This window comes from Bacillus thuringiensis (assembly GCF_001595725.1).
In the GTDB taxonomy this organism is placed as follows: domain Bacteria; phylum Bacillota; class Bacilli; order Bacillales; family Bacillaceae_G; genus Bacillus_A; species Bacillus_A thuringiensis_K.
In genome coordinates this window covers 4,814,594-4,827,861 of sequence record NZ_CP014282.1, presented here as the reverse complement: position 1 = coordinate 4,827,861, position 13,268 = coordinate 4,814,594, and the positions used below count along the sequence as shown (strand labels likewise).

Sequence of the window (13,268 nt, the reverse complement as noted above, 5' to 3'; positions counted from 1 at the left end):
GCATCGAGATGAATTCGATGCTCGCCTTTTTGTTGTAGTAAATGATGAAAAGGGTGAGAGGTAATTATTAATATAACTTTTTTTGTTTGTTCCTCTCGTTATTTGTGGGGAACGTACTATTTTAAAAGTATGACTGGTCGAAGAGGATAAGTGATTGAGTATTGGATAAATGCATGTGATGGCTATATTTTTATGTAAAAAAACATATACGTTAAGATATTTGACATGCTCGTGTCATAAAACCTTACATAAAGTTCTTGATTACTTAAAGTTTTTAGAATATAATTTTCTTATTGTTAGGAAGAGGGGGCAATGCAAATATGGATTTTTTAGCTAAGGTAATTGGGGATGTAAATAATATCCTTTGGTCATATGTCATTATTGCGATGTTAATTGGGTTAGGGCTCTATTTTTCATTTCGTGTGAAATTTGTCCAAGTTCGTTACTTCGGTGAAATGATTCGTTTGCTTGGGGATGGAGCAAGCTCGAAAACGAGAAAAGCGCAAAAAGAGAAGAGCGGCGTATCATCATTTCAAGCATTTTGTATGAGTACAGCTTCTCGTGTAGGTACTGGTAACTTAGCTGGTGTAGCTATTGCAATCTCAGCAGGTGGTCCAGGAGCAGTATTTTGGATGTGGTTAATCGCGGTAATTGGGGGTGCTTCTGCATTTGTAGAGAGCACATTAGCGCAAATTTATAAAGTGAAAGATGGGAATACGTTCCGTGGTGGTCCAGCGTATTATATGGAAAAGGGTTTAAATAAACGCTGGCTTGGAGCTATTTTCTCTGTATTAATAACAGTAAGTTTCGGATTGATTTTTAACGCTGTGCAATCTAATACTGTAGCAGCTGCTTTTGATGGAGCATTCAAAACAGATAGTAGATTAGTAGGTCTTGTAATGGCTGGTTTACTTGCAGTTATTATTTTTGGCGGAGTAAAACGAATTGCTCGCGCGGTTGAAATGATTGTTCCAGTAATGGCAATTATTTATGTAGCAGTGGCATTATTCGTTGTTGTAACAAACATTACGGCAATTCCATATGTATTTAAAGAAATTTTCTTACATGCTTTCGGAATTAAAGAAGTAGTAGGCGGAGGATTAGGAGCTGCGATTTTATTAGGGGTAAAACGTGGGTTATTCTCAAATGAAGCAGGTATGGGTAGTGCGCCGAACGCAGCAGCGACTGCAAACGTAACGCACCCAGTTAAACAAGGTTTCATTCAAACTTTAGGGGTATTTACTGATACATTATTAATTTGTAGTTGTACAGCATTTATTATTCTTTTATCAGATGTGCATAATGCAGCTGATTTAAATGGAATTCAATTAACGCAGCAGGCGTTAAGTCAACATATCGGTCCATGGGCTTCTATATTTGTAGCAGTTGCGATCTTCTTGTTTGCATTTAGTTCATTAGTAGGTAACTACTACTATGGTGAAACGAATATTGAGTTCTTAAATGGAAGTAAAGTGTTATTAAATGCATACCGCATTGCTGTACTTGGTATGGTTATGCTAGGATCTGTAGCGACAATTCAAATCGTTTGGGATGTAGCAGATTTATTCATGGGTATTATGGCTGTTATTAACTTAGTGGCAATCGTATTCCTTTCTAAGTATGCCTTTGCAGCATTATCAGATTACGTAAAGCAAAAGAAACAAGGAAAAGATCCAGTCTTTTATGCGAATTCAATTCCAGGCCTGGAAAATACAGAGTGCTGGGAAGAGCAAGTAGCTGATAAAGAAAAAGCAGTATAATGAGGTGAGCATCAAGTGAAACTTGATGCTCATTTTTTGTTTTATCCATATATTTGTTGGGAGTAAAAGACGAACATTAATGAGTGTTTTATAATAAAATGTAATTTTTTAAGAAAAGTGCGGATATGAGATGTGATTTGTGTTAGAATGATAAATGCCTTTGAAACAAGAGGTTTTATGATTTTTCCTATTCGATTGAAGGTTTTGGAGGAGAAATAGAAAGTTCGGATTATTTCTTGTTTTGAGTGGTCAGACGTTCAACGTTAATGAAGAGTTAAATGGAGGATTTTATTAATGAAGTTTGTTATGTTCCTTGTAGGATTACTTGTTGTATTTGTACTCGGTTTTCTTATAAGTGCCGATCGAAAGAAGATTAAGTATAAACCAATCGCAATTATGCTTATTATTCAGCTAGCATTATCTTATTTCTTATTAAATACGCAAGTCGGTTATATTTTAGTAAAAGGAATTTCAGATGGATTTGGGGCACTTCTTGGATATGCGGAAGCTGGAATCGTTTTCGTATTTGGTGGTCTTGTTAATAAAGGAGAGGTTTCATTCTTCTTAACAGCGCTATTACCAATCGTATTCTTTGCCGTTTTAATCGGAATTCTGCAACACTTTAAAATTTTACCTGTATTTATTCGTGCTATTGGTACGTTGTTAAGTAAAGTAAATGGTCTAGGAAAACTAGAATCATATAACGCAGTAGCAGCTGCCATTGTTGGACAAGCGGAAGTATTTATTACAGTAAAAGATCAATTAAGTAAAATCCCAAAACATCGTTTATATACATTATGTGCATCTTCTATGTCGACGGTGTCGATGTCAATCGTTGGTTCTTATATGAAAATGATCGAACCGAAATATGTAGTAACAGCACTTGTATTAAATTTATTTAGTGGTTTCATTATCATTCATATTATTAACCCGTACGATATTACAGAAGAAGAAGATACACTGAAATTAGAAAATAAGAAAAAACAATCATTCTTTGAAATGCTGAGCGAGTACATTATGCTTGGTTTCACGATTGCGATTACAGTAGCAGCTATGTTACTTGGTTTCGTAGCATTAATTACAGCAATTAATAGCTTGTTTGATTCCGTGTTCGGTATTACATTCCAAGCTATTTTAGGATATATTTTCTCACCATTAGCATTCGTAATGGGTATCCCACAAGCTGAGATGGTAACAGCGGGACAAATTATGGCAACAAAATTAGTATCAAATGAGTTTGTTGCGATGCTTGATCTTGGAAAAGTAGCTGGTGATTTATCGGCTCGTACAGTTGGTATTCTTTCTGTATTCCTTGTATCATTTGCGAACTTCTCATCTATCGGAATTATCGCAGGTGCAACGAAAGGTATCGATGAAAATCAATCAAATGTTGTATCATCATTTGGTCTACGCCTTGTGTATGGTGCGACATTAGTAAGTATTCTATCAGCGATTATCGTTGGTGTTATGTTATAAAGTGAAACTTTAATCAGTGGGTGGCTTTATCCCCCGCTGATTATTAGCCCTCACCAATCGGGGTAAAAAAGGATGGTCCTAGCTCATAGCTAGGGCTATTTTTATGGTAAAATTGCATGAAAAAACCAATTAATTAGGAATATATTAACATATAAAAATCTTTTAAAATTTATATTGCATTTCGTCTAGATAACGCTTACAATTTGATTTGTAGGTGGTATCAATTTCAGACTTTCAAATATGGTAGGAGAGAAGAGGCTACCTTTTATAAATTGCAATTTATGTAAACGCTTACTGATTTTAGATGACAGTTGAATAGTATTTAGGGGTTTTAAATTTTTTTAACATCAATGGTCAGACGTCATTCGTTATACGTTATACGACCAATAACTCGTGGGAGAAGTGGAGGATTCACATATGAAAATAGTAATGTTTCTAGTCGGTTTACTTGTAGTATTTGTACTAGGTTTCCTTATCAGTTCAGATCGTAAGAAAATTAAATATAAACCAATTGCACTTATGCTTGTCATTCAATTGGTACTTGCGTATTTCTTACTAAATACAAAGGTCGGATTTGTATTAGTAAAAGGGATCGCAGATGGATTTGGCGCTATTTTAAAATTTGCGGAAGCTGGGGTTAATTTCGTATTTGGTGGTCTAGCAAACGATGGACAAGCACCATTCTTCTTAACAGTATTATTACCGATTATTTTCTTAGCAGTATTAATCGGGATTCTGCAACATATTAAAGTTTTACCGATTATCATTCGTGCAGTCGGTTTCCTATTAAGTAAAGTTAACGGTTTAGGAAAACTAGAATCATATAATGCGGTAGCAGCTGCAATCGTTGGTCAAGGGGAAGTATTCATTACAGTAAAAGATCAACTAAGCAAATTACCGAAAAATCGTTTATACACACTTTGTGCATCTTCAATGTCTACAGTATCGATGTCAATCGTCGGTTCTTATATGAAAATGATTGATCCAAAATATGTAGTAACAGCACTTGTATTAAACTTATTCAGTGGATTCATTATCGTTCATATCATTAATCCATATGAAGTAAAAGAAGAAGACGATATTTTAGAATTACAAGAAGACAAGAAACAAACATTCTTTGAAATGTTAGGCGAATATATTATGCTTGGTTTCTCAATCGCTGTAACAGTAGCGGCGATGTTAATCGGTTTCGTAGCATTAATTACAGCAATTAACGGTGTATTCGATTCAATTTTCGGAATCACATTCCAAAGCATTTTAGGATACATCTTCTCACCATTAGCATTCGTAATGGGTATTCCAACATCAGAGATGCTACAAGCAGGACAAATTATGGCAACAAAATTAGTAACGAACGAATTCGTTGCAATGCTTGACCTTGGAAAAGTAGCTGGTGATTTATCAGCTCGTACAGTAGGTATTTTATCTATCTTCCTTGTATCATTTGCGAACTTCTCATCTATCGGAATTATCGCAGGTGCAACGAAGAGTATCGATGGCAAACAAGCAAACGTTGTATCATCATTCGGTTTAAAACTTGTATACGGTGCAACGTTAGTAAGTATATTATCAGCGATTATCGTTGGGGTTATGCTTTAATAAATTAAGAAAAGCAATGAGCGTGGGCTCATTGCTTTTTTTGTTTAACTTGCTTTATCCAAGTCTCTTTTAAAACGTGGTTTCTCTAAATAAGTTCCCAGTCTCCACACATATTCCACTGGCCCCATCCGGTATTTCTGGAGCCAATAGGTGCTAACGAATAATTGAATAGTATAAATTCCGATGGTTAAAAGAATACCGAAGAAATAGCCAATTTTCCCGTATAAGCCAAATCCATATGCGTAAAAAATGGTTGTTGCGATAATAGATTGCGCTAAGTAATTACTAACGGACATTTTCCCCATGTTCGCCATGTATGTTAGTAGACAAGTCGCTTTTTTATAATGGAATAATAAAATAACCGTGCTTCCGTAAAAGAAGGTCATAGTTACTGGTGTAAGGCCATCTTGTAACATAATTAAAAGCGGGTGTTTTACGAACATAGCTAAGATTTTAATTGTAAAAGAGAAGAGACCGGTGGCAAACCATATTTTTTTGATAGCAGGTATATGTTTACTGACCTCAAATAGCCAGCCTTTTTTCCCTACATACATTCCGAGTAGGAACAGTGGAGACATAAGAATTATTGCGAAAACTGATATGAAAAATAATCCGAATGCACCGTTAATTCCCATGTAATCAAAAGGATTTTCAGTCAATCTAAAGTTGACGTGATCCATATAGCTTCCAGTTTGATGGACTTTATGTTCTTTTTCAGTATAGGGTGCGAAATCATTTATATTTGTAGATGGATCAGTTTGATAAGACATAAGTGCAATAAGTGCGAGTAGAATAATCGCCCAAATGAGCAAAGTTTTCGGTTTTCGATTGATGAACATCATTAAGAAAATCCCGATTATTCCGTATGCAAATAAAATATCTCCCTCCCAAACAAAAGTGCCGTGAATATAGCCTAGTAGTAAAAGAATGACAATACGTCTTATGTATGTGGGGAAGAATTTTTTTCCTTTTGCAATAATACTTTTTTGCAGCAAAATAATGCTAAGGCCAAATAAAAAAGAGAATAGGGAGATAAAATTATGTGTACCGAAAAATTGAATAAACCAATTAGCGCCTTTATCAAGATCGCCGAATAGATAAGTTGGTTTTTCACTGGTGAAGAACCCGAATTGAATTAATGTCATATTGACTAGTAAAATGCCAAACAAAGCGAAACCACGAATTGCATCAACAGCTTCTACACGTTGATTCATTTTTCCTCTCCTCGTATATTCGTTTTTATATTGAAAATAATACCATTTTATAGCTGGCACTATGTCAAATATGAGGAAATTTAAGGTGATTTTAAGATAGAGAGCAAACAAAAAAATCACCTTAATACATGTATTAAGGTGATTGAAATATTATTCAGCTGGAGGCGTAAATGTACGTTTCTCTAATTCAGCATCTAGCATAAACAGTGCGTTTGAATCGCTTGTAATACGTTTTAATTTTTGAATGATGCTATCGAATGAAGCTTCTTCTTCCACTTGTTCGTCAACGAACCATTTTAAGAATGTAATTGTTGCATGTTCACGCTCGTCCCAAGCAATATCAGATAAGTTATAAATACGCTTCGTTACTTCACGCTCGTGTTCAAGTGCAATTTCAAAAGCGTTTAATACAGATTCGTATTCGTTATTTGGATTATCAAATCCAGTAATAATAGCACGCTCTCCGCGGTCATTAATATAGTTGTAAAGTTTCATTGCGTGGAAACGTTCTTCTTCAGCTTGTACAAGGAAAAAGTTAGCGAATCCATCATAGCTCTCCGCTGTACAGTAAGCAGCCATTGCCATATAAGCATGGGCAGAGTAAAATTCAAAGTTCATTTGTTCATTTAATGCGTCGTGCAATTTTTTTGATAACATAAAATCCCCCTTAGTATTGTGACAAGAATATTATACCATAATTGATAATATTCTCATTTGGATGTCTCGAACCTTTTCGAAAGCTTTGTGACGTGTGCGTCCATAATGTCTTGTAAGTCTAAATCATATTTTTGCGAAAGAATAATAAAGTTAGATAGTACATCACCAAGTTCTTCTTTTAGTTCTTGTTTTAGCTCTTCTTCTGTTTTCGCGTCTTCATCAGGACGATCACGACCGATTTCGATTGCGCGAACAACGCGTGAAACTTCTCCAACTTCCTCTGTTAAGAAATTTAACCGAATAAAAGCATTATACTGTGACCAGCTTCGTTTTTCGTAAAATTCCTCAACCCATCTTTGAAATGCAACGATATCCATTTCTTTCTCATCCCCTCAATATGTTGTACAATGTTCATTGTATCATAACAATATATAGTTTCGGGGTGTAAGAATGAGAAAGATTTGTGTGTTTGCAGGTTCAAATTTAGGGGAGAGACCAGAATTTAAAGAACAGGCAATTGAATTAGGTAAAATGTTTGTTGAGAATGATTATGAGCTTGTATACGGTGGTTCTTGCGTTGGATTAATGGGAGAAGTAGCAAACGAAGTTCTTCGCTTAGGTGGACGTGTAACAGGAGTTATGCCGCGCGGTCTATTTCGAGGAGAAATTGTACATACAGGATTAACAGAATTAATTGAAGTAGAAACAATGCACGAACGTAAAGCAAAAATGGCAGAGCTTGCGGATGCTTTTATTGCGCTGCCAGGCGGATACGGAACGTTTGAAGAATTATTTGAAGTTGTATGTTGGTCACAAATTGGTATACATAATAAGCCGGTTGGTTTATTAAACATAAAAGGTTTTTACGGACCAATTTTGCAAATGGTTGAACGTGCAGCTGAAGAAGGATTCATGAATCCATCGAATAAAGAGTTAATAGTTGCCGCTGAGACGGCAGATGCACTCATTCATAAGATACAAAATTACGAGCGTCCTGTTTTGGGAACGAAGTGGAAGCAACTATCATAGCAAATACGGAAACACATGTCGTTTTAATTTAAGATGGCATGTGTTTTTAAATTGGTTAAATATGTTAATGTTGAGATATGATGTTTTTTGGAAAAGGAGAAATTGATGGAGGAGTTTGTGTATTTACGTCCTGTTTTTAAAAGTATTTTAGCAGCGTCTATTCTTGTTATGCTAATCGTTTCAACGCAGAAGAAAGAGCTAATTAATGAATTTTCGCTTTGGTTTATTTCGATATTGTGTATCGGTGTTTCGGCGATAACACTCTTTATGATTGGCTTTATTGTTGATGAGTATAATTTGGCTGGAGATCCACAATCGTTTTGTATGTTTATTGCGATTGGTTGTATTAGTGGCCTGAATTTCATTATTTATTACAGAAGGCAATAAAAGAGGCATTCCATATTACTTTGGAATGCCTTTATCATTGTGATTGCTTTGTTTTTTATACAGGTACCAGCCACCCCAGCCGCCACCAATTGCTACGACAACGAGGAAAGCATAGTCCTTAACCTCGACATGTATATTGAAAATATTAGCTATAAGTAAGAGAATCCCAACTGTTATTAACGCAAAAAATGCTCTAATTAAGTAGTCTTTCAACTGAACCACTCCCGTCATTTAAGTAGTAAATGATGAATTTGGAAAAGCTTTTTGGGTCTATGATACTAAAGGGTGTTTCCTATATTTTAACATAGATGAGATTGTAATATATTGATAAAAGTAGGGGAGAGGGGTGTATTAATATTGTCGTGATTTGTCGGCAAATTGATATCCTTTGTTGAATCGTTGATATATTGCGGGTAATGATTGATATAATGAAAAAATCGTTGATATATTTCGAGTAATGATCGATATATTTGAAAAATCGTTGATATAATTTCGTGTACCGTTAAGTGCAACCATTACAGAAAAAAGCGACTCTGAGCGAGCCGCTTCCGCTTTTAATGATATCCAGCTCCAGCGGCTAGAACAGTCGGTTGTTTCACTCCTTCATTCGAGGCAAAAAGCGCCTCGTAATCAGGAGTTCCAACACCCTCCTGTTCTAAGCGAGCCGCTTCTGCTTTAAAGTAATATCCAGCTCCGGTAGCTAGAATGTTCGGTGGCTTCGCTTTTTCCTGCGAGGCAAAGAGCGCCTCTACGTCAAAAGCTCCATCCCCCTCACATTCTGAGCAAGCTACCTCCGCTTTTAGATGATATCCAGCTCCAGCGGCTAGAATCTCCGGTCATTTCGCTCTCTCGCTCGAAGCAAAAAGCGCTTCAAGGTCGAGAGCTCCAATGCCCTGCGATTCTGAGCAAGCCGCTTCCGCTTTTAATTATTATTGATTCAAGAACGCACGTAGCATCCAAGCGTGTTTTTCTAGTTCTGTGTAGATGCCTAGTAGTAGGTCAGATGTCATTTCATCATCAGAGTCTTGAGCGATTTCCATGCCTTTTTTCAGTTTGACTAGCATCATTTCGTAGTCTTTCATGATTGCTTCGACCATCCCTTCTGCAGTTTCTCCGTATGCTGCTTCTTGAATAGAAGATAGTTCTAAGTATTCTTTCATTGTTGCTACTGGTTTGCCGCCAATTGCTAAAATACGTTCTGCAATTTCATCGATATGAGTAGCTGATTCTGTGTAAAGTTCTTCGAATTTCTCGTGTAATGTGAAGAATTGAGGTCCTTTTACGTACCAATGGAAGTTGTGAAGTTTTGTGAATAAAACGCTCCAGTCTGCTACTTGTTTGTTTAATACTTCGATTACTTGTTTGTTCATTATGATCAATCTCCTTTTGAGTTGTTATGTGATATCAATTACTAATTTATAATTATTATAATCTAGTAATCTCTATAAATCAACCCTTTTGCTGGAATTAAATTGAACAAATTATGAACTGTTGTAAATAAAAATCCCTATTACTGTGGAGTAATAGGGATTTTGTTTAATATATAGCTCTTGTTCTAAACGAGCCGCTTCCGCTTTTATTTGTTAAACAGCCTTTTGTTTTTCTTCTACATCCTGTCCATCCCAGCACTCTGTATTCTTTAAGCCAGGGATAGAGTTTGCAACGAAGACAGGATCTTTTCCTTGCTTCTTTTGCTTCAAATAGTCTACTAATGCAGCGTAAGCAAATTTGCTAAGGAATGAGATGGCAATTAAGTTTGTGAATACCATTAGTCCCATGAATAAATCAGCTAAACTCCAAACTGTTTTAAGAGCAGCAATTGATCCGAAGAATACCATTCCAACAACTGCAACACGATAAATCATTAACCATGTTTTGCTTTCTTTAATGAATGCAATATTTGTTTCACCGTAATAGTAGTTTCCTAGAAGTGAACTGAAAGCGAATAGGAAAATAATAATCGCTAAGAAAGTGCTTGCCCACGGTCCAATTTGTGAACTTAATGCGTTTTGTGTTAATTCGATACCTTCTAAATTTGATCCTTTGTAAAGTCCAGAACATAATACGATAAATGCTGTTGATGTACATACTAAGAATGTATCTACGAAAACGCCTAACGCTTGAACAAGTCCTTGTTTTACAGGGTGAGATACATCAGATGTTGCGGCTGCATTAGGAGAACTACCCATTCCTGCTTCTGTCGCGAATAAACCGCGCTGAATTCCGAACTTGATTGCTGCTCCAATACCACCAGCGATGGCTTGGTCTAAACCGAATGCACCGTTAAAGATTTCCATAAAAATGCTTGGTAACATACTGAAGTTGTTAATAACGACAAAAATAGCCACGCCAATATAAACGATTGCCATTGGCGGAACAATCATTTCTGTAATACGTGAAATGCTCTTAATACCACCAAAAATAATGACTGCAACTAATAAGGCTAATAGAGCTCCTACGATCGTTCGCTCTAGTCCAAAAGCATTTTCAAACGCTATTGTTACTGTATTCGCTTGTACTGAATTGAAAATTAATCCGTACGCAACTGTAATAAGAAGTGAGAACCAAACACCCATCCAACGTTTGTTTAATCCTTTTTCCATGTAATATGCCGGCCCACCACGGAACCTGCTACCATCTTTTACTTTATAAATTTGAGCGAGCGTACATTCTACGAAACTAGTAGCTGCTCCGATAATTGCGATAAACCACATCCAAAATATTGCGCCAGGTCCACCCATTGAAATTGCTAATGCTACACCGGCTAAGTTTCCGATACCGATACGTGCTGCTGCACTTAAGCAAAATGCTTGGAATGGGGAGATGCTATCTTTCTTTTTTTCCTTTCGATTAAACCCTTTACTAATTAAGCTGACCATTTCACTGAAATGAGTAATTTGGACAAATTTTAATTTAAAAGAGAAGTAAAGACCGAAGCCGATTAGCATTGCAATAAGAATATATGACCATAAAATATTATTCGTTACCTCAAGGAATCTGCTAAAGATATCAACCATATAATACACTTCCTTTTTTTCGTAATAAGAAAATTATATGCAAAAAATATACGAGAATCAATTTTTCTAAAAAATCATGTTACTTAAATCATTTTTGTGTTATGATTATGTTACATAATAATATTTTTAGAATTATTTACATTTTAAAAAACTAAATTTAAAGCGAGAAGGTGGGGATAATTTGAAAGAAGATTCTTTATTGAAAGTAAGCCTTGAGAGTTTGAAAATGAGAAGTAATATATTTTTTATCATTACATCTTTAAGTATCTTTTTAGGGTCCACTTATTATTACAATAAAAGATTTCCAAATCACAAATATCCTGAGTGGTTAGAATTTCTAAAGCTGATTGGATGAATAAAAGACAGAAAAACAGAAAATTAAAATAAATAAGTTATGGAGGAGCTAAAAATGAATATTAGAGAAAGTGAACTTCCGGGTATTGGTTATAAGTTTCAAATCGTTACGAAAGGTAACGAAAAGATGGTAATTGTCATTCATGATGACGGGCGTAGAGAAATGTATCATTTTGACTCAGACCATGAAGAAAGTATCTCAAGTATTTCACTGCGTGACTCAGAGGCAAGACAAATCGCGGCAATATTAGGTGGAATGGTATATAAGCCTAGGGCGTTAGAAAATGTTGAGATGGTTTTTGAAGGGTTAGCGATTGAGTGGTTCAAAGTGGAGAATACAGCTCCAGCAATCGGAAAAACAATTGGTGATCTTGAAATAAGAAAGACATATAGCGTAACGATAATCGCAGTTATGAAGAAGAACATGAAGAAGCTATTTAATCCAGGACCAGAAACAGTAATTGAAGAAGGAGATATGCTTGTAGTTTCAGGTGAGAGAGAAGAAATTAAAAAAATTATTAATGAATTACTTTCAAATAGGGGGACTGATTAGATGGATACGTTAATTTTTGAAGTTGGTACAGCTTTAGTTTTAGTGGCAGTTGCAGCAGTAATTGCTGGGAAATTTAAATTCTCAGTAATTCCTTTTCTAATCGTTCTTGGAATGTTAGTAGGACCGCATGCACCGACAATAGGTGTTATCGATTTCAAATTTATTGAAAGTGCAAGTGTAATTTCCTTCCTTGGACGGATTGGGGTTCTATTCCTTCTATTCTATCTAGGATTAGAATTTTCAATGAAAAAACTAATTAAATCTGGACGCTCTATTGCAATTGGCGGAACGATTTATATTTTAATTAACTTTTCACTTGGTTTGTTATACGGATTTATAATGGGATTCCCATTACTAGAAATCTTAATTATTGCGGGTATTATTACGATTTCTTCTAGCGCTATCGTTGCTAAAGTGTTAGTGGACTTAAGAAGAACTGGTAATAATGAAACCGAATTAATTTTAGGAATTATTATGTTTGAAGATATATTCCTTGCTGTATATTTATCAGTTGTTTCTGGTTTAGTACTAGGGGATCACGCTTCCTTCTTAGGTGCCCTTACTTCAATTGGAATTGCTTTAGGATATATGCTTCTATTCTTTATAGTAGCTAGAAAGGCTACGCCGTTATTAAATAAATTGCTCAATATTAGCTCAGATGAAATCTTTATTATTGTAGTATTTGCTTCTTTATTCTTCATTGCTGGTTTTTCAGAAACAATTCACGTTGCAGAAGCAATTGGAGCACTTCTTCTAGGATTAGTTTTCTCTGAGACAGAGCATAGTGACCGAATTGAACATCTTGTTGTTCCATTTAGAGACTTTTTCGGAGCTATTTTCTTCTTCAGCTTCGGGTTAAGTATTGATCCATTCTCATTAGGCGGAGCGATATGGTTAACGTTAGGCGCTGTCCTTCTTACGATAATCGGTAACTTTGTAGCAGGAATGATCGCGGGAAGACAAGCTGGATTATCTCATAAAGCATCAACAAATATCGGATTAACAATCGTTTCAAGAGGAGAGTTCTCCATCATTATGGCTAATATCGGTATCGCCGGTGGCTTAATGTCAGTACTGAAACCATTCTCAGCACTATACGTGCTTATACTATCCATTTTAGGCCCACTTCTGACAAAAGAGTCGAAGAATGTATATAAATTCTTAAATAAAATCTTTAAGTGGGATACGAAAGCTACAAAAATTTAAAATTTAGAAGAACCTA

At 35.6% G+C, this 13,268-nt stretch carries 13 protein-coding genes; 7 read left to right on the top strand and 6 right to left on the bottom strand.

The features are described 5' to 3' along the window. Positions 1–320 precede the first annotated feature (320 nt). From AXW78_RS24395 to AXW78_RS24385, 3 genes are all read left to right on the top strand, one after another. Positions 321–1,760, top strand: a complete 1,440-nt coding sequence (locus AXW78_RS24395) for an alanine/glycine:cation symporter family protein (protein WP_000346393.1) — start codon at positions 321–323, stop codon at positions 1,758–1,760. Between the two features lie 294 nt (positions 1,761–2,054). Next, a complete protein-coding gene (locus tag AXW78_RS24390; protein WP_000673843.1) occupies positions 2,055–3,236 on the top strand; it encodes a NupC/NupG family nucleoside CNT transporter in 1,182 nt (393 codons plus the stop codon). Positions 3,237–3,653: 417 nt separating this feature from the next. Continuing rightward, entirely contained in the window at positions 3,654–4,835 is a 1,182-nt protein-coding gene (locus AXW78_RS24385) for a NupC/NupG family nucleoside CNT transporter (RefSeq protein WP_000706848.1), read from the top strand. Positions 4,836–4,879: 44 nt separating this feature from the next. On the opposite strand, the gene AXW78_RS24380 is transcribed toward AXW78_RS24385, so the two are convergent. From AXW78_RS24380 to AXW78_RS24370, 3 genes are all read right to left on the bottom strand, one after another. Then, positions 4,880–6,049: a DUF418 domain-containing protein gene (locus AXW78_RS24380; protein ID WP_061884734.1), complete on the bottom strand. Its 1,170-nt coding sequence runs from the start codon at positions 6,047–6,049 to the stop codon at positions 4,880–4,882. A 150-nt stretch (positions 6,050–6,199) separates the two neighbouring features. Further along, on the bottom strand, positions 6,200–6,706 hold the full coding sequence (locus AXW78_RS24375) for a ferritin (protein ID WP_000949398.1): 507 nt from the start codon (positions 6,704–6,706) through the stop codon (positions 6,200–6,202). A 53-nt stretch (positions 6,707–6,759) separates the two neighbouring features. Further along, on the bottom strand, positions 6,760–7,083 hold the full coding sequence (locus AXW78_RS24370) for a MazG nucleotide pyrophosphohydrolase domain-containing protein (protein ID WP_000355742.1): 324 nt from the start codon (positions 7,081–7,083) through the stop codon (positions 6,760–6,762). A gap of 88 nt (positions 7,084–7,171) precedes the next feature. On the opposite strand from AXW78_RS24370, the gene AXW78_RS24365 reads away from it, so the two are divergent. Beyond that, positions 7,172–7,735 (top strand): LOG family protein, encoded by a 564-nt coding sequence (locus tag AXW78_RS24365; protein ID WP_180986078.1) that lies wholly within the window; start codon positions 7,172–7,174, stop codon positions 7,733–7,735. A 105-nt stretch (positions 7,736–7,840) separates the two neighbouring features. Beyond that, the gene (locus AXW78_RS24360) at positions 7,841–8,122 is read left to right on the top strand and encodes a hypothetical protein (RefSeq protein WP_000390916.1); all 282 of its coding nucleotides are present in this window, start codon (positions 7,841–7,843) and stop codon (positions 8,120–8,122) included. 15 nt (positions 8,123–8,137) lie between these two features. On the opposite strand, the gene AXW78_RS24355 is transcribed toward AXW78_RS24360, so the two are convergent. From AXW78_RS24355 to AXW78_RS24345, 3 genes are all read right to left on the bottom strand, one after another. Next, positions 8,138–8,335: a hypothetical protein gene (locus tag AXW78_RS24355; protein ID WP_061884733.1), complete on the bottom strand. Its 198-nt coding sequence runs from the start codon at positions 8,333–8,335 to the stop codon at positions 8,138–8,140. A 716-nt stretch (positions 8,336–9,051) separates the two neighbouring features. Next, positions 9,052–9,492 (bottom strand): Dps family protein, encoded by a 441-nt coding sequence (locus AXW78_RS24350; RefSeq protein ID WP_061884732.1) that lies wholly within the window; start codon positions 9,490–9,492, stop codon positions 9,052–9,054. Positions 9,493–9,705: 213 nt separating this feature from the next. Continuing rightward, a complete protein-coding gene (locus AXW78_RS24345) occupies positions 9,706–11,139 on the bottom strand; it encodes an alanine/glycine:cation symporter family protein (protein ID WP_000227591.1) in 1,434 nt (477 codons plus the stop codon). A gap of 409 nt (positions 11,140–11,548) precedes the next feature. Between AXW78_RS24345 and AXW78_RS24340 the strand changes: the two genes are divergently transcribed. Both AXW78_RS24340 and AXW78_RS24335 read left to right on the top strand, forming a co-directional pair. Further along, on the top strand, positions 11,549–12,046 hold the full coding sequence (locus tag AXW78_RS24340; RefSeq protein WP_001026076.1) for a cation:proton antiporter regulatory subunit: 498 nt from the start codon (positions 11,549–11,551) through the stop codon (positions 12,044–12,046). Further along, positions 12,047–13,252, top strand: coding sequence for a cation:proton antiporter (locus AXW78_RS24335; RefSeq protein WP_000380233.1), 1,206 nt, complete (start codon positions 12,047–12,049; stop codon positions 13,250–13,252). The last annotated feature ends 16 nt before the right edge of the window (positions 13,253–13,268 follow it).